The organism is uncultured Cetobacterium sp. (assembly GCF_947072685.1).
Taxonomy (GTDB): Bacteria; Fusobacteriota; Fusobacteriia; order Fusobacteriales; family Fusobacteriaceae; genus Cetobacterium_A.
In genome coordinates this window covers 1-17,283 of the sequence record NZ_CAMTIK010000034.1, presented here as the reverse complement: position 1 = coordinate 17,283, position 17,283 = coordinate 1, and the positions used below count along the sequence as shown (strand labels likewise).

General features: G+C 32.2%; 19 protein-coding genes. 16 read left to right on the top strand and 3 right to left on the bottom strand.

Annotation, left to right across the window (positions count from 1 at the left end):
- The 9 genes from Q0V67_RS09770 to Q0V67_RS09730 form a co-directional block, all read left to right on the top strand.
- The coding region (locus Q0V67_RS09770; RefSeq protein WP_297599132.1) for a hypothetical protein at positions 1 to 210 on the top strand (210 nt) is incomplete at its 5' end.
- Positions 211 to 238: 28 nt separating this feature from the next.
- Positions 239 to 1,447, top strand: coding sequence for an L-serine ammonia-lyase (locus tag Q0V67_RS09765; RefSeq protein WP_297599131.1), 1,209 nt, complete (start codon positions 239 to 241; stop codon positions 1,445 to 1,447).
- Positions 1,448 to 1,510: 63 nt separating this feature from the next.
- Positions 1,511 to 2,077: an aminoacyl-tRNA hydrolase gene (gene pth, locus Q0V67_RS09760; protein WP_297599130.1), complete on the top strand. Its 567-nt coding sequence runs from the start codon at positions 1,511 to 1,513 to the stop codon at positions 2,075 to 2,077.
- A gap of 105 nt (positions 2,078 to 2,182) precedes the next feature.
- Positions 2,183 to 3,493, top strand: a complete 1,311-nt coding sequence (gene rsxC, locus Q0V67_RS09755; protein WP_297599129.1) for an electron transport complex subunit RsxC — start codon at positions 2,183 to 2,185, stop codon at positions 3,491 to 3,493.
- Positions 3,494 to 3,503: 10 nt separating this feature from the next.
- Positions 3,504 to 4,436: an RnfABCDGE type electron transport complex subunit D gene (locus Q0V67_RS09750; RefSeq protein WP_297599128.1), complete on the top strand. Its 933-nt coding sequence runs from the start codon at positions 3,504 to 3,506 to the stop codon at positions 4,434 to 4,436.
- Positions 4,436 to 4,972: an RnfABCDGE type electron transport complex subunit G gene (locus Q0V67_RS09745; RefSeq protein WP_297599126.1), complete on the top strand. Its 537-nt coding sequence runs from the start codon at positions 4,436 to 4,438 to the stop codon at positions 4,970 to 4,972. Before Q0V67_RS09750 ends, Q0V67_RS09745 begins: the two co-directional genes overlap by 1 nt.
- On the top strand, positions 4,972 to 5,580 hold the full coding sequence (locus tag Q0V67_RS09740; RefSeq protein ID WP_297599124.1) for an RnfABCDGE type electron transport complex subunit E: 609 nt from the start codon (positions 4,972 to 4,974) through the stop codon (positions 5,578 to 5,580). The genes Q0V67_RS09745 and Q0V67_RS09740 overlap by 1 nt, the downstream gene beginning before the upstream one ends.
- Positions 5,581 to 5,582: 2 nt before the next feature.
- On the top strand, positions 5,583 to 6,167 hold the full coding sequence (gene rsxA, locus Q0V67_RS09735; RefSeq protein WP_297599122.1) for an electron transport complex subunit RsxA: 585 nt from the start codon (positions 5,583 to 5,585) through the stop codon (positions 6,165 to 6,167).
- A gap of 15 nt (positions 6,168 to 6,182) precedes the next feature.
- Positions 6,183 to 7,178, top strand: coding sequence for an RnfABCDGE type electron transport complex subunit B (locus tag Q0V67_RS09730; RefSeq protein ID WP_297599120.1), 996 nt, complete (start codon positions 6,183 to 6,185; stop codon positions 7,176 to 7,178).
- A gap of 46 nt (positions 7,179 to 7,224) precedes the next feature.
- On the opposite strand, the gene Q0V67_RS09725 is transcribed toward Q0V67_RS09730, so the two are convergent.
- Positions 7,225 to 7,602, bottom strand: coding sequence for a RidA family protein (locus tag Q0V67_RS09725; RefSeq protein ID WP_297599118.1), 378 nt, complete (start codon positions 7,600 to 7,602; stop codon positions 7,225 to 7,227).
- A gap of 342 nt (positions 7,603 to 7,944) precedes the next feature.
- Here Q0V67_RS09725 and Q0V67_RS09720 point away from each other — a divergent pair, with 342 nt between their 5' ends.
- The 3 genes from Q0V67_RS09720 to Q0V67_RS09710 all read left to right on the top strand — a co-directional run bounded on the left by Q0V67_RS09720 (position 7,945) and on the right by Q0V67_RS09710 (position 11,846).
- Complete coding sequence (locus Q0V67_RS09720) at positions 7,945 to 8,958, top strand: PTS sugar transporter subunit IIC (RefSeq protein WP_297599116.1); 1,014 nt, start codon at positions 7,945 to 7,947, stop codon at positions 8,956 to 8,958.
- Between the two features lie 117 nt (positions 8,959 to 9,075).
- Positions 9,076 to 10,380 carry a Na+/H+ antiporter NhaC family protein gene (locus Q0V67_RS09715; protein ID WP_297599114.1) on the top strand — a complete coding sequence of 435 codons (1,305 nt, stop codon included), beginning with the start codon at positions 9,076 to 9,078 and terminating at the stop codon, positions 10,378 to 10,380.
- A 14-nt stretch (positions 10,381 to 10,394) separates the two neighbouring features.
- Complete coding sequence (locus Q0V67_RS09710) at positions 10,395 to 11,846, top strand: flippase (protein ID WP_297599112.1); 1,452 nt, start codon at positions 10,395 to 10,397, stop codon at positions 11,844 to 11,846.
- Positions 11,847 to 11,866: 20 nt separating this feature from the next.
- Here the strand turns inward: Q0V67_RS09710 and Q0V67_RS09705 are convergent, their stop codons facing one another.
- Together Q0V67_RS09705 and Q0V67_RS09700 are read right to left on the bottom strand one after the other, a co-directional pair.
- Entirely contained in the window at positions 11,867 to 12,670 is an 804-nt protein-coding gene (locus tag Q0V67_RS09705; RefSeq protein WP_297599110.1) for a Cof-type HAD-IIB family hydrolase, read from the bottom strand.
- Positions 12,671 to 12,673: 3 nt separating this feature from the next.
- Positions 12,674 to 13,804, bottom strand: a complete 1,131-nt coding sequence (locus tag Q0V67_RS09700; RefSeq protein WP_297599109.1) for a M20 family metallopeptidase — start codon at positions 13,802 to 13,804, stop codon at positions 12,674 to 12,676.
- Positions 13,805 to 14,013: 209 nt separating this feature from the next.
- On the opposite strand from Q0V67_RS09700, the gene Q0V67_RS09695 reads away from it, so the two are divergent.
- The 4 genes from Q0V67_RS09695 to dapD all read left to right on the top strand — a co-directional run bounded on the left by Q0V67_RS09695 (position 14,014) and on the right by dapD (position 17,141).
- Positions 14,014 to 14,736 carry an aspartate kinase gene (locus Q0V67_RS09695; protein WP_297599107.1) on the top strand — a complete coding sequence of 241 codons (723 nt, stop codon included), beginning with the start codon at positions 14,014 to 14,016 and terminating at the stop codon, positions 14,734 to 14,736.
- A gap of 120 nt (positions 14,737 to 14,856) precedes the next feature.
- Positions 14,857 to 15,732 carry a 4-hydroxy-tetrahydrodipicolinate synthase gene (gene dapA / locus Q0V67_RS09690; protein WP_297599105.1) on the top strand — a complete coding sequence of 292 codons (876 nt, stop codon included), beginning with the start codon at positions 14,857 to 14,859 and terminating at the stop codon, positions 15,730 to 15,732.
- Positions 15,729 to 16,427 carry a 4-hydroxy-tetrahydrodipicolinate reductase gene (gene dapB / locus Q0V67_RS09685; RefSeq protein ID WP_297599103.1) on the top strand — a complete coding sequence of 233 codons (699 nt, stop codon included), beginning with the start codon at positions 15,729 to 15,731 and terminating at the stop codon, positions 16,425 to 16,427. The genes dapA and dapB overlap by 4 nt, the downstream gene beginning before the upstream one ends.
- A gap of 9 nt (positions 16,428 to 16,436) precedes the next feature.
- Positions 16,437 to 17,141 carry a 2,3,4,5-tetrahydropyridine-2,6-dicarboxylate N-acetyltransferase gene (dapD, locus tag Q0V67_RS09680; RefSeq protein WP_297599101.1) on the top strand — a complete coding sequence of 235 codons (705 nt, stop codon included), beginning with the start codon at positions 16,437 to 16,439 and terminating at the stop codon, positions 17,139 to 17,141.
- The last annotated feature ends 142 nt before the right edge of the window (positions 17,142 to 17,283 follow it).

Sequence of the window (17,283 nt, the reverse complement as noted above, 5' to 3'; positions counted from 1 at the left end):
GAGATAAAAAAATCATCAAATCTAATAGAAAGTGTTGCTATATTTGACGTTTACCAAGGGGAGAAAATAGAAGCTGATAAAAAATCAGTTGCTATAAGCATCGTTTTAAGAAAAAAAGATGGAACTCTAGAGGAAAACGATATCAATATAACTGTTGATAAAATTTTAAAGTTAATAGCTAAAAACTATAACGGAGAGATCAGACAGTAAAAATTTATTTAAAAGTTCAGGAGGAAAAATGGATTCACTAAGAGAATTATTTAAGGTTGGAAATGGACCATCAAGCTCTCACACAATGGGGCCAGAGAGAGCAGCAAAAAGATTTAAGGCAGAAAATCAAAACGCAGCAGGATATAGAGTTGAGTTATACGGTTCACTTGCATTAACAGGAAAGGGGCACCTTACAGATTATGTAATCATTGAAACGTTAAAGCCTAAGTCAGTAGAAATTGTATGGATGCCAGAGTATGTTCATCCGTATCACACTAACGGTATGAAGTTTATTGCTTTAGATAAGGAAGGAAATGAAACAAATTCATGGTTAGTATTCTCTGTTGGTGGAGGAACTATAATGGAAGAGGGACAGAAGAGACAGGGTGGATCAAAGGTATATCCTTTAGGAACAATGACAGAAATTATGTCATGGTGTGAAAAAAATAAAAAAGAGTTATGGGAATTCGTTGTTGAAAATGAAGGGGAATCAATCTGGTACTTCTTAGATCAAATAAGAACTGCATTAGAAGAAGCTGTGAAAAGTGGTCTTTCTAAAAATGGAGTGCTACCAGGAACAATAAGATTACAAAGAAGAGCACAGTCATTCTATAGAAAAGCAAGAAACGACAATACAAGAAATGGTTTTGTTGGAAGAATATTTGCTTATACACTAGCTGTATCAGAAGAGAATGGAGGAGGAGGTAGAGTTGTTACTGCCCCTACTTGTGGAGCTGCAGGAGTTATTCCAGGATTAATGTACGCATTAAAAGAGGAGTATAAACTGACAAATGAAGAGGTTTTAAAAGGACTAGCAATAGCCGGTTTAATAGGAAGCTTAATTAAAGAAAATGCAACTATATCTGGAGCAGAAGGTGGATGTCAAGCAGAGGTTGGTTCAGCTTGTGCGATGGCAGCAGCAATGGCTTGTTTCATATTAGGAGGATCTTTAGATCAAATTGAATATGCAGCAGAGATGGCTCTAGAGCACCATTTAGGATTGACATGTGATCCGGTTGGAGGATATGTTCAAATACCTTGTATAGAGAGAAATGCAGCAGCGGCAGTTAGAGCTTTAGATTCAGCTCAATACGCTATGTATACTGATGGAAAACACAGTATTACATTCGACCAAGTTGTAAAAACAATGAAAGAAACAGGAGTAGACTTAAAAGAAGAATATAAAGAGACTTCTTTAGGTGGACTTGCTAAGTACCAATTTGATGGAACTTGCTAATAAATAACTAAAAAGAAAGAGAGAATCTTTGATTCTCTCTTTCTTTACGATATGGGAGGAAAGATGAAATTAATAGTAGGATTAGGGAATCCAGGAAGAGAGTACGAAAATACAAGACATAATGTAGGTTTTGATATTGTGGATATATTTGCAAAAGAGAATAGTTTTAATCCTTTTAAAGAAAAATTTCAAGGATTAATTACAGAAAAAATGATAGATGGTGAAAAAGTAATTCTTTTAAAACCACAGACTTATATGAATTTAAGTGGAAATTCTTTAATACAAGTAGTTAAGTTTTATAAAATAGATGTAGCAAATGATTTAATTGTTATCTACGATGACATGGATCTCCCTCTAGGAAAGCTTAGAGTTAAGATGAATGGAAGTGCAGGTGGACACAATGGAATAAAATCGATTATCTCTCATATAGGTCAGGATTTTCTAAGAGCTAAATGTGGAATTGGAAAAGCAAAAAATAAAGATGAAAATATTAATTTTGTACTGGGTAGGTTTACAAAAGATGAAAACGAGCTCGTTGAACCTATGTTCAATACAGTGCTTTCTTTAATAAATGATGTGTTGAAAAATACTCAAACAGATAGATTAATGCAGAAATATAACAAAAAGTAACAGTAAAACGCAAAAAAATAAATCAAAAAAGTTGTTAAATACAGATAAATATGTTATTCTAACAATGGAATATAGTTTGTAAACTACAAAGGAGGGAATATTTTTATGAAATTCTTCGGATTCAAAGGTGGAGTGCATCCGCCTGAAAACAAAATCCAAACGGAAAACCAAGCTATTGAAATTTTAAAAGCTCCTAAAATGGTTTATATCTCACTTCTTCAACATATAGGAGTTCCACTAACTCCATGTGTACAAGTAGGAGATAGAGTTTTAAAAGGTCAAACAATAGCTGATTCAGAAGCTTTTCTTTCTGTACCTGTTCATGCAACAGTGAGTGGAACAGTTAAGAAGATTGAAAACCTGCCATTCCCATTGATGGGAAATGTTCAGACAATCGTTATTGAAAATGATGAACAGGAAGAGTGGGCAACTTTAAGAAAAGTTGAAAATTGGAAAGAAGCATCTAAACAAGATTTATTATCAATTATCAGAGAGAAGGGTATTGTGGGACTTGGAGGAGCAGCTTTTCCTACTCACATAAAATTAAATCCTCCATCAGATACTAAAATAGATGCCTTACTTTTAAATGGAGCAGAATGTGAGCCATATCTAAATTCGGATAATAGAGTTATGATAGAGGACCCGCAAAAGGTAGTTGAAGGAATAAAAATAATGAAGCATATTCTTAAAGTAGAAACTGTAGTTATAGGTATTGAGGATAACAAAAGAGAAGCTATTGAGATAATGAAAAAAGCGTGTGAAGGAACAGAAATAGAGGTTATGCCTTTAAAAACAATGTACCCTCAAGGTGGAGAAAAATCTTTAATTAAAGCTATTTTAAATAAAGAAGTTCCATCTGGAAAACTTCCATCAGCAGTAGGAGTTGTAGTAAACAATACAACAACAGCGGCGGCGATATACGATGCTGTTGTGAATGGATTACCACTACTAGATAAAGTTGTAACAATAACTGGAAAAGCAATAAAAGAACCAAAAAATTTAAAAGCTGTAATAGGAACTCCTATATCGGATCTTTTAGAAAGCTGTGGTTATAAAGAGGATGAAGCTGAAAAAATAGTAATGGGTGGACCGATGATGGGAATGGCTCAATTTACTTTAGAAGTTCCAGTTATAAAAGGAACCTCTGGACTTTTAGCTCTTACGAAGGAGGAAACAAACTACTGTAAGCCAAAAGCTTGTATAGGGTGTGGAAAATGCGTAGATGCATGTCCAATGTCTCTTGAACCAATAATGTATGCAAGACTTGCTGCATTCTCACAATGGGAAGACATGGCGAATTATCACTTGATGGATTGTATAGAGTGCGGATCTTGCTCGTATATTTGTCCATCAAATAGACCATTGACAGAAGCTATAAAGATTGGAAAAGCAAAACTTAGATCGATGAAAAAGTAGGAGGAAAAAAGTGGCAAAAATTTTAAAGATGGGGCCATCGCCTCATATAAGAACTAAAGAAACTGTTGATGATGTAATGTACGATGTAATATTAGCATTACTACCAGCACTTTTAGCGGGAAGCTATTTTTTTGGAATTAGGGCAATAATTGTAACAGCAGTATCTATTTTATCTTGTATGGCAACAGAGTTTATCTGTCAAAAGTTAATGAAACAAGATGTTCAAATTTTTGATGGAAGTGCTATTCTTACAGGAATTTTATACGCATTTGTAATACCACCATATATGTCTTTAACATATGTTGTAGTTGGAGCTATAGTTTCAATTGCACTAGGAAAAATGGTATTTGGAGGATTAGGTCATAATATTTTCAACCCTGCATTGGTAGGAAGAGCGTTTGTACAAGCGTCTTGGCCAGTTGCAATAACAACATTTATGTATGATGATATGGGTGGAGCAACAATGTTAGATGCCATGAAAAGAGGACTTTCAACAGATATGGCACTGATAGAAAAAGGAAATTTGTACGTTAACACTTTTATAGGTGGAATGGGAGGATGTTTAGGAGAAACATCTGCACTGGCATTACTTTTAGGAGGAGCATACCTAATATATAGAAAGCAAGTTGATTGGAAAGTTCCAGCAATTATCATTGGAACTGTATTTGCTGCGTCACTAATAGCGGGTGCGGATCCATTTTTACATATTTTTTCAGGTGGACTTTTCTTAGGAGCATTTTTTATGGCTACAGATATGGTAACATCACCACATACATCTAAAGGAAAAATGATCTTTGCTTTTGGAATAGGAGTTTTAGTATCTCTAATCAGATTTAAAGGTGGGTATCCTGAAGGAGTTGCTTATTCAATCTTAATAATGAATGGATTTGTACCATTAATAAATAGATATACAAGCCCTAAGAAGTTTGGGGAGGTTAAATAATGGAAAGAAATAGATTTATACATTATGGTTTTATATTAACACTAATTGCAGCTATATCGGCTGGAATACTTTCACTTGTAAATGGTGTTACAATGAAAGTTATAAAAGAGAATGAAAGAGTTGCAGTAAATGCAGCAAGAGTGAGAGTATTACCAAAAGCAACATCTTTTGATGAGACTCAAATAGTTTCAATTGATGGCTTAGATTTTATTCCAGGAAATGGTTCGAATGGAAAACCTGTAGGATATGTTGTTACAGTTTCTCAACCTGGATACGCAGCTAATATTGACTTTGTATTAGGCTTTGATAGAAGAGGAAGAGTCACAGGTCTTGACATAATAGGAAGTCAGGAAACTCCTGGATTAGGTTCTAAAATTTTAAATCCTGAGTGGCAAAAAAATGCTATCGGAAAAGATGCAACATATGAGTTCAATAAATCAGTAGATGGATTTGCAGGTGCAACAATATCACCAAATGCAGTTTATACTGGAATAAAAAGAGCGCTTAATAGTTTTAATAGTGGGGTGAAGAAATAATGGCTAAATCAAATAAAGAGATACTGTTAAATGGAATTATAAAAGAGAATCCAGTATTTGTATTACTATTAGGACTATGTCCAACTCTAGGAGTTACTTCATCTTCAATAAATGGTATGGCTATGGGTCTTGCAACAATGTCGGTTATAGTTTTTTCAAATATGCTGATATCTATGATTAAAAATTTTATTCCTGACAAGGTTAGAATTCCAGCATTCATAATGGTAATAGCATCATTAGTTACTATAGTAGAGATGGTTATGAAAGCTTATTTGCCGGATTTATATAAAGTTTTAGGACTTTTCATTCCACTTATAGTTGTTAACTGTATAGTTCTTGGTAGAGCTGAGAGTTTTGCTTCGAAAAATACAGTTTTTAAATCAGTTTTAGATGGTATAGGTTCAGGGTTAGGATTTACATTAGCTTTAACTCTTTTAGGAACTATAAGAGAGATACTTGGTAATGGTACAGCTTTTGGAATTACTGTTACTCCAACGGCATTCACTCCAGCTTTAATATTTATATTGGCACCAGGAGCGTTTATAACTATTGGATTTATTATAGCTACTCAAAACTATTTTAAAGCTAAAAAGAGTGGGGTGAAGTAAAAATGGATTTTGCAAAAATATTTAGTTTAATAATAACAGCAATTTTTATACAAAATATAATCTTTGCTAAATTTTTAGGAATTTGTCCTTTTATGGGAGTTTCAAAGAAAGTAGAAGCATCTATAGGGATGGGTATGGCCGTAACGTTCGTAATGGCTCTTGCATCAGGTGTAACTTGGACTATCTACAATTACCTTTTAGTTCCTTTACAGTTAGAATATTTACAGACAATAGCTTTTATACTTATAATAGCATCTCTAGTGCAGTTTGTAGAGATGGCAATACAAAAGACATCACCGAATCTGTATAAAGCATTGGGTGTGTTTCTTCCTTTGATAACAACTAACTGTGCTGTATTAGGTATTGCAATTTTAAATATTCAACAAGAATATAATTTTATTGAGTCTGTGATTAATGGTACGGCAGTGGCGATAGGATTTACGTTAGCGCTAGTTTTATTGGCAGGAATTAGAGAAAGAATAGAATACGCAGCTATTCCAGGACCGTTTAAAGGAGTTCCTATTGCATTTATATCTGCAGGACTTTTGGCAATGGCATTTATGGGATTCAGCGGAATGCAAATATAGAATGGAGGTAGGTTGATGGAAACAATATTATTCCCTGTTTTATCTTTAGGAGGAACAGGTCTAGCAATGGGACTATTTTTAGCCTATGCTTCTAAAAAATTTGAAGTAAAGGTTGATGAAAAAGTAGAAGCTATTCAAAATATATTACCAGGAATGAACTGTGGAGCTTGTGGGTTTCCGGGATGTTCTGGATATGCGGAAGCAATTGCTCTTAACGGAGCTGATATGACAGCTTGTTCACCTGGTGGAGCATCTGTAGCATCAGAAATAGCAAAAGTGATGGGTGGAACAGTAGATTTAAGTGGTCCTAAAATGGTTGCAAAACTTTTATGCCAAGGGGATTGTACAAAAACTTCGAAAACATATGAATTTGAAGGGGAGTTGACAACTTGTGCGGCTATAAATCTTTACGCAGGTGGAGACAAATCTTGTAAATATGGATGTTTAGGATACGGAGACTGTGTTAAAGCATGCCCTGTTAATGCTATAACTATAACGGAAAAAGGAATTGTAAATATAGACGAGGAAATATGTGTTTCTTGTAAAAAATGTGTAGCAACTTGTCCTAAAAGAATTATAGAGATGTTACCTATGAATAAGAGAGTAACAGTAAACTGTATATCTAAAGATAAGGGAGCTGTAGCAAGAAAAGCTTGTTCGGTAGCTTGTATAGGGTGTGGTCTATGTCAAAAGGCTTGCCCAGTGGGAGCCATTGAAATAGCTAATAATATAGCAAGAATAGATCCAGAAAAATGTGTGGAATGTGGATTGTGCGCAGTGAAATGTCCAACAAAAGCTATTAATAGTGATGTTAAAGAGATTAAAAAAGCTGAGATAATTGAAGAAAAGTGTATAGGATGTACAGCTTGTGCAAGAGTGTGTCCTGTAAAATGTATTGAAGGAGAAGTTAAACAAAAGCACAAAATAGATCAATCTAAGTGTATAGGTTGTCAACTTTGTTATGACAAATGTAAATTCTCTGCAATAAAAATGAATATTCAAAATATCTAATAAAAAAAGATGAGGTTTCTCATCTTTTTTTATTGCTAATTATGTATTACTTAACAGCTATAACTTCAATTTCAACTTTAACATCTCTAGGTAATCTAGCAACTTCAACACAAGCTCTAGCAGGTTTAACCTCTCCTAAATATTCAGCGTAAACTTCATTGATAGCAACAAAATCATTCATATCTTTAATGAAAACTCCAGCTTTAACAACATCTGTTAAAGAATATCCAGCTGCCTCAAGAATAGCTTTAACATTTTCTAAAGATTGTCTTGTTTGTTCTTTTACATCATCAGAAATAACAGTCATTGTTTCAGGAACAAAAGGGATTTGTCCAGAAACGTAAAGAGTTCCATTTACTTCAACAGCTTGAGAATATGGACCAATTGCTGCTGGAGCTTTTGTAGTGTTAATTACTTTTTTCATTATAATACCTCCCAATAAAATTTAGATATTTAAATTTTAACACAAACAAGAAGGATAGACAACATATAAAATACTAGTTAGTGGACTATCCAGTGTAAAGTTTGTGAAAAACGTAACTTGAAGGGTGGTTAGATATAGTTTTTTCAAGGAGATATTTTTAAAATTTGTAAAGTAAGAGTTAAATGTGTTAAACATATATTGAATTGTTTTGAAAATAGACATAGAAATAAAAAAAACACTTTACTTTTTGTACATTATAAAGTATAATCAATTCTGTGATTAAAAAAAGATATTGTTATTTTTTTAACAAAAAACAATGAATGGAAAAGGAAAGAGGGAAAAATGGAATTAGTAAAAGGTACGATATTATTATTAATGGTTTTAGCATTCTTTACTGGATTTAGTTTGAAAGCCCCAAAAGGGATGAAGGCAATGGGTGCTCTAGCAGGAGCAGCAACAGCAAGTTTTTTAGTTGAAGCATTTCAATTATATGTTGGTGGAGATTTATTGGGAATAAAATTTTTAGGTGAAGTTGGAGCTTCAGCAGGTTCTATGGGAGGAGTTGCAGCAGCGATTCTAGTTCCTTTAGCCTTAGGTGTAAGCCCAGTTTATGCAGTTATGCTTGGAGTAGTTTGTGGTGGAATGGGAATCATCCCTGGATTTATAGCAGGTTATGTAATGTCATTCATAATACCAAAATTAGAGGAAAAAATTCCTGACGGATTAGATCTTATTGTAATTATTTGTTTAGCAGCTCCATTAGGAAGAGGGATTGCACAATTCACTTCGCCAGGAGTAACATATACGTTAAAGGCAATAGGAGATATAATAGTAACAGCTCAATTAGCAAGTCCGTATGTAATGGCATTTATTTTAGGAGGAGTTATTACTGTAGTTGCAACAGCACCTATCAGTTCAATGGCTTTAACAGCAATGCTAGGATTAACAGGTTTACCTATGGCAATAGGAGCCTTAGCAGTAATGTCATCATCATTTATGAACTTTGTATTCTTTGATAGAATGAAGTTTGGAGATAGATCAACTACTATAGCTGTAGCAATAGAACCGCTAACTCAAGCAGATGTAATATCAGCTAATCCAATACCAGTATTTGTAACAAACTTTATTGGTGGAGGAATCGCAGGAATGATTGTTAATTATTTCGGATTAATTAATAATGCAACAGGAACTGCAACACCAATCGCAGGTTTCGCGGTAATGTTTGGTTTCAATCCTGCTAAAGAGGTATTGATAACAGCTGGACTTTGTGCTGTATCTGGTATTATTTGTGGATACGTAGGTTCATTAGTATTTAAAAATTATAAAATAAAAACTGTTTCTGAAATAAGAGGATAATAGTTTCAAATAAATTCCCAGTTTAAGCTGGGAATTTTTTTTATCAAAAAATTGATAAAAAATAAAAAATAGGGTATACTCATAAAAATATACTAAAAAAATAATAGGGGGTAAGCAATGGACGTAAAGAAGAAAGCTAGTTTTATAGGGTTAATTCCATTTATAGTATTCATTGGGTTTTATTTAGGGAGTGGAATTATTTTGGATTCTAAAGGGGTCGAATTAGCATTTTATCAACTTCCAGCACCAGTAGCTATTTTCCCAGGAATAGTTGTAGCTTTTTTGCTATTTAAAGGGAATATTAAGGAGAAATTTGAAACTTTTTTAGAGGGGTGTGGTCACCAAGATATAATAACAATGTGTATAATATATCTTTTAGCTGGAGGATTTGCAGTGGTATCAAAATCAATGGGAGGAGTGGAATCGACTGTTAATTTAGGTTTGACATATGTTCCCTCTCATTATATAGCTCCAGGACTTTTTATAATAGCAGGGTTTATTTCAACAGCCACAGGAACATCAGTTGGATCAATAGTATCCTTAGCACCTATAGCTGTAGGACTTGCGGAAAAAAGTGGAGTTCCAATGGCTTTAATTTTAGCTTCATTGATGGGCGGAGCTATGTTTGGGGATAATTTATCAATAATTTCAGATACAACAATAGCTGCTACAAGAACCCAAGGGGTTGAAATGAAGGATAAATTTAAAGTTAACATAAAAATAGCAGCCCCAGCAGCCGTTTTAACTTTAATATTATTAATTATATTTGGAAAACCGGATATAGCTCCAGAAGCTGGAATATATGCATTTAATATAGTAAAGGTTTTACCTTATATATTTGTTCTGGCTTTGTCGTTGGCTGGGATAAATGTTTTTGTTGTTTTAACAGCTGGAATAATGCTCTCAGGAGCGATTGGGTTGTTTTATGGTAATTTTACAATGCTTGGTTATGCAAAAGAGATATACAACGGATTTACTGGTATGACAGAGATATTTTTATTATCACTTTTAACTGGAGGGCTAGCAGCTTTGGTGACAAAAGCTGGAGGTGTTGAATGGATAATGGAAGCTATCCAAAAGAGAATAAAAGGAAAGAGAAGTGCTCAATTGGGAATGGGTCTTTTAGTTACTTTGACAGATATAGCTGTTGCTAATAATACTGTTGCAATAATAATAAATGGTCCGATAGCAAAGAAAATATCTGAAAAATATGATATTGATCCTAAGAGGACCGCCTCAATATTGGATATTTTTTCTTGTATATCTCAAGGGGCTATTCCTTACGGAGCACAGATGTTGATAATGTTAAGCTTCACAGGAGGAAGAGTATCTCCTTTTGATATAATACCGTTGTTATGGTATCAAATGATTTTAGCAATTTTCACAATAATATATATATTTAATAATAAAAGAGCGAGTTAAAAAAGAGAGGAAAAATGTCAGTTTCAAAAAATTATTTATACAATGTATTGTTGATTATAAGCAATACAATATTTCCAATAATAACATTTCCTTATGTTTCTAGAGTTTTAATGCCAGAATATTTAGGAAAGGTATATTTTGTTCAGGGTGTAATTGGGTATTTTATAATACTTTCGGTTTTAGGTGCTCCAAATTATGGAATAAAAGAACTTTCTAAGGCTAAAGGTATTGGAGATTGGGAAAGTTTTAAGAAAATATTTACAGAACTATTTTTAATGACTGTATTTAGTAGTATAGTTTCGTTATTGATTCTTTTATTTACAGTAAATATATATGGTAGATTTTATCAAGAGAAAATAATTTTTTATATATTTGGTCTTCAAGTTTTGTTTGAATGCTTTCATATAAATCATTTTTTTATTGTTATGGAAAATCATAAAAGAAGACTTGTAAGATCTTTTGTAATTAGAATACTATCTTTAGGATTTTTATTTTATTTTATAAAAACTCCTAGTGATTATTATTTATACGCACTTTTACTTGTAGTACCAGAAGTTATAGCAAGAATTATAGATGTGATATCGGTCAGAGAATACTTCAATTTTAACTTGAAAGAGTTAAACTTTAAAAGACACATAAACAGCATGATGGTCATATTTCTTTATCTTTTTACAATAGGTATTTATGGAAGTATAGATACAACAATGCTGGGAATAATGATTAATGACACTGAAGTGGGACTATATTCAGCAGCGGTAAAAATGTATAGAATGGTTTTACCAGTAATTTTAACACTAGGAATAGTTTTATCACCAAGAATAATAGGAGCTATAAAAAGAAAAGAAAAAGAAAATATCTATAAAAATATAGATATTTTTATAGATTATTGTTTTATTGTAGGTGTCCCGGCAACCGCATTGATGGTGATTTTGGCACCTGAATTCACAATATTATTTTCAGGGAAAAGTTTTGAACCTGCAATTTTAACAATGATGATTATGTCTCCTTGCTTGGGGTTTTTAGCTTTGGGATCTTTTATAGGTGGACAAGTTTTATTACCAAATGATTTGGAAAAAGATATTTTAATAATTTCTATAGTAGGTGTATTTATAAATATTGGTTTAAATTATTTTTTAATTCCAATATATTTAAGAAATGGAGCCGCTTTGGCAACTCTTTTAACAGAGATTCTAATAGCCCTAGTAAAAGTTTATAGAATGAAAAAAGTATATAAAGATTATAATGTTTTGAATAGAGATAGAAATATGACAGCACTGGTTGGAGTTGGAGTAGCTATATTTATTCTTTGGATAACACAGTATATAAGGGAGTTTGGAAATTTAATAACACTTCTAGCGATACCTGTTATATATGGAGTTATCTATTTTATAATTTTAGTTTTATTAAAAAACAAAAGGGTTATGGAATGGTTAGAATTTGCTAAAAAAAAATCAAGACGACACTAAAAAGTGCCGTCTTGATTTTTTTAAAAGATAAAAGTTTCAATAATTTTAGATATACCATTATTGTTATTAGATGTTGAAATGAATTTACAAAACTCTTTTATTTCGGGTTTTGCATTTTCAACACAGGTAGGATGCCCTACAACTTTAAGCATTGGTAAATCATTGTAAGAATCTCCAACAGCAATAATCTCTTCTGGTTTTATATTTTTAAGTTCTGCTAATTTTAATAGAGAACTTCCTTTATCTACACCTAATTTAGTAACTTCTAAGAAAAAAGGTTTAGAGATAGCGATAGAAAATTTATGACCCATTTCTTCTTTTAATTTATTTTCTACCTTTTTTAAATATGAGGGCTCTCCTAAAATAATACATTTCACACAATCTCTATCAATAGTTGCCTTAAAGTTTTTTACTTTTTCAAATGGCATTTTTGTTAATTCAACTTCAACCTCTATATAAGAGCTGAAATTTTCTGAAATAATTGTGTCATCTAAATATGTTATGATTTCTACGTTGTTTCTTTTGCTAAAATCATAGAGAGAGTGAATTTCATCAACTTTTAGAGTTTCGGATAGAATATTTTTGTTAGTTTTACAATTTGTTATAATGGAACCATTGTATGAAAGTATATAGCTTTCATATTTGTTTAAATTTAATTCATTAGCCAAATCTCTCATTGCAAAAGTTGGTCGACCTGAGGCCAGAACAAATTTTATACCGCTCTCTTGAGCCTTCATAATGTTGAATTTATCTGTCTCTGAAATTTTACCTTTAGAGTTCAAAAGTGTATCATCAAGGTCTGTTACAATCATTTTGTAGTTCATTTTTTATTCCTCACTTTCCAATAGTTTAGCAAAGAGTTTAACTCCTTCAAGTAGAACCTTCTCATCAAAATTAAAAGTTGAACTATGAAGAGAGGAAGTAAAGTTTTTATTTATATTTTTAGTTCCTAAAAGAAAAAATAAACCGGGGATTTTTTCTTGATAAAAAGAAAAGTCTTCAGCTAGAGCTAATGCTTCCCCCTGAATAAAGTTAAAGTTATCAGAAACTTTTAAAAATTTGTTATATAGATTTTCATCATTTATAACTGGTGGGTATAAAACTCTAAAATCATCAATAATTTTAGTATTAAACCCTAACTCTATACCTCTATGTATTTCACTCATTCGCTTTATAATATCATTTGTATCCTTTTGTGAATATGATCTAATTGTACCATAAAATTCTATTGAATCAGATATAATATTTCTCACAGATCCTCCCGAAATTTTACCTACAGTTATTACAGCAGGATTAAAGGGGGAAATGTTTCTAGAAATAATAGATTGGTAGGAATCTATTATTTTAGTAAAGGGAATAAGGGGATCAATAGTTTTGTGTGGCATTCCTCCGTGTCCGCCTTTTCCTATAATTTTACAATCAAATTCTGTTGCTTGAGCGAAAAAAGGACCTGATTTTGTAGAAATAAAACCTTCAGTCAATTCTGGAAAAAGATGAAAAGAATAGATCTCTTTAACAAAAAATGTATCTAATATACCGCTTTCACAAATAAGTTTAGCTCCACCTGGGCCTTCTTCAGCTGGTTGGAAAATCAAGAGAATACTACACTCATGAGAAGAAAGAGTTTTCAAGTATTTAGAAAAACCTAAAAGAGTAGCCATGTGACCGTCGTGCCCACAAGCATGCATATAGCCATGATTTTTAGATTCGAAAGAACATTTAGTTTCTTCAGCTATAAAAAGAGCGTCCATATCAGCTCTAAACGCTTTACAATACTCTTTATCTTTACCTTCTAAATATACGTAGACACCAGTTCCACATATTTTTTTAGGTGAGTATCCCAAAGATTCGAGAGTTTTGATTATATATTCTTGGGTTTTAAACTCTTTTAAGCCTAATTCGGGTATTTGGTGAAGCTCTTGTCTAAACTTAATAATATCTTTTAGTAAAAAATTCATAAAAACCTCCCTTTTTAAGGAGTATGTTATTATGAATTTAGAATAAAAACAAATATAAAAAATAAACAATTCATAATTAGTGAATCTTAAAAATATTTTAAATATATATTTCTAAAACTATAATAATTAAAATAGTGAACAAAAAAAATAAAAAATTGATAAATTTAAAACTATAAAAAAAAGATGTAAAATATCTTGAGGTGATTTATATGAGAGTTGTTTTAAAATATGGTGGAACATCTGTGGGAACTTTAGAAAAAATACAAAAGATAGCAAATTACATAAAAGGATTAAAAAATAGTTTTGAGGAGATTGTGGTTGTAGTTTCAGCTATGGGAAAAATGACAGATGAACTTTTGAATAAAGCTGCTTTTTTTACTAAAGAACCTGATAAAAGAGAAGTGGATATGCTGTTGAGTATAGGAGAGCAACAAAGTATAGCGCTATTATCAATAGCTTTAAATTCAATAGGTTGTGAGGCTGTATCGTATACAGGGGCTCAAATAGGGATGAAAACTTTTGGTGAGCATGGAGATAGTCAAATAAAGAGCATAAATATAGAGAAAATAGAGAAGCGTTTAAAAGAGAAAAAAGTGGTTGTTATTGCTGGATTTCAAGGAGTAAATGGAAGAGGAGACATAACAACTCTAGGCAGGGGAGGGTCTGATACAACCGCAGTTGCTTTGGCTGGAAGGCTATGTTGTTCTTGCCGAATATATACAGATGTAGACGGAGTTTATACAGAGGATCCTAAAAAAAATAACCTAGCCAAAAAAATATCAAAAATAACTTATGATGAGATGGAAAAAATGTCGGCATGTGGTGCTAAAATTATGGAGTTAAGATCTGTAAAAATAGGAAAAAAGTATAGAGTTCCAATTTTTATAGGAGAAAGTCTTGGAAGTGATGATGGAACATATATTGTGGATTGAGGTTGAGAATAAATTTTTTTAAAAAATTTATTGAAAATTTGAGTCATACAGGATAATATAAAAAACAAGCAACAGATAAATATTGTTTAGAATATTTTAAAATTTATTGGAGGGGAATCTATGTTTAAAGGATCGGGAGTAGCATTAGTAACACCTTTTTATGAGGATATGAGTGTTAATTATTCTAAAATAGAAGAGTTAGTAGAATATCATTGTGATAATAAAACTGACGCTTTAATAATTCTTGGAACAACAGGTGAGAGCAGTACGCTGTCGGATGAAGAGAAAATTAGTATTGTAGAGACTGTTATTAAAAAGAATGCTAAAAGATTACCTGTTATTGTTGGTGCAGGAAGCAACAACACAAAACATGCAATCGAGATGTCAAAAAAATATGAACAACTGGGTGCTGATGGTTTACTTTTAGTAACACCATATTATAACAAAGGGAATGAAGACGGTATTTACAAACATTTCTTATCAATATCTGAATTTGTAAACTTACCTATTATGCTCTACAATGTTCCTGGAAGAACAGGGGTAAATCTTTCAATAGGTTTATTAAAAAAACTTTCTAAATGTAAAAATATAGTGGCTTTGAAAGAAGCCAGTGGAGATATATCTTATGCTGCTGAAGTGGCAAGAATTGTTCCAGAATTAGAGTTATATTCTGGAAATGATGATATAACAGTTCCACTATTGTCATTAGGTGCTGTAGGAACAGTATCTGTTTTAGCCAATGTGGAACCTAAAGTTGTTCACAATATGGTTGAGTGCTATTTAAAAGGTGATGTGAAGGAAGCGAGAAGGCTTCAGTTGAAGTATAATGGAATTGTAAAGGCATTGTTTGTAGAAGTTAATCCTATTCCTGTGAAACAAGCTATGAATATTTTAGGTAAGGATGTTGGGAAATGTCGGTTACCTTTAGGGGATATGGACTTAAAAAACATAGCGATTTTAAAGGATGAGTTAGTAAAAGTAGGTGAAGATATTTGAGAATAGCTATACATGGAAAAGGAACTATGGGGAAAATTTTAAAAGATGTGGCTGGAGAGCAGGTAAAATTTTTTGTTGATGAAATAGAGGAGATTTCTGAAAATGGAAAAATAGATGTTGTAATTGATTTTTCACATTTCAGTAAAATAGAAAAATTATTGGAAGAATGTGTGAAGAGAAAACTTCCGCTAGTTGTTGCAACAACGGGATACTCTGGTGAAATTTTATCGAAGATAGTGGAAGCTTCTAAGAGCATCCCACTACTACTTTCTGCAAATACGTCATTGGGGATTAATGCAATGCAAAGAGTTTTAAAAGAAATTTCTCCAAAGTTACAGGATGGGTTTGATATAGAAATAATTGAGAAACATCATAATAAAAAAATAGATTCCCCAAGCGGGACTGCAAAAGCAATTCTTTCAACAATACAGTCAGTGTTAACCGAACAATACAATGTTGTAAACGGAAGAGAAGGAGTTTGTAAAAGAGAAAAAAAAGAGATAGGCATTCATTCGGTTCGAGGTGGGACCATTGTTGGTGAACACACAGTTATTTTTGCCGGAGAAGATGAAATTATAGAGGTGACCCATAAGGCTTTATCAAAAAAGATATTTGCTTTAGGAGCAATTGAGTGTGCAAAGTTTTTAAATGGAAAAAATCCGGGACTTTACACAATGGACGAAATATTTAATTAGGAGGAAAATATGCAAAAATTAGAAACTGCAGAGGAATTGATAGGTTTTATAAAAAATTCAAAGAAGCAAACTCCTGTAAAAGCTTATATAATAGGAGAACTAAAAAAAGTTGATGACGAAACTTTTATCTTTAAAGGTGAAAATGGTTATATTTTAATTGGCGATTGGGAAAAAATAAATAAAATATTGGAAGAGAATAAAGAAACAATAAAAAAATATTATTTTGAAAATGATAGAAGAAATTCAGGTGTACCTTTGTTAGATTTAAAAAACTTAGAGGCGAGAATAGAGCCAGGAGCTATAATTAGAGATAAGGTAACTATTGGGAAAAATGCAGTTATAATGATGGGAGCAGTAATTAATATTGGGGCTGAAATCGGAGAAGGTACCATGGTAGATATGAACGCTGTTTTAGGTGGTAGAGTAATTGTAGGGAAAAGATGTCATATTGGTGCGGGGACAGTTTTGGCTGGAGTGATAGAGCCCCCTTCTGCAACTCCTGTGGTGATAGAGGACGATGTGATGATTGGTGCTAATGCTGTTGTTATTGAAGGAGTAAGAATAGGATCAAATTCTGTGGTTGCAGCTGGCGCAATAGTTATAAGTGATGTCCCGTCGGGTGTAGTTGTAGCTGGAAATCCAGCTAGGATTGTAAAAGTTAAAGATGAAGGAACAAAAGAAAAAACAAAATTAGTGGATGATTTAAGAAAATAATTTTAAAAAACAAAGAATGTGATATGCCTAGTTATTTCAAAGGGTTTTATCACATTTTTTTTGTTTAAAAATGAAAATAAAAAAAATTTTTTTAAAAAAATAAAAAAAGTTGTTGACGGAGTTTAAAAATTATGGTACTATT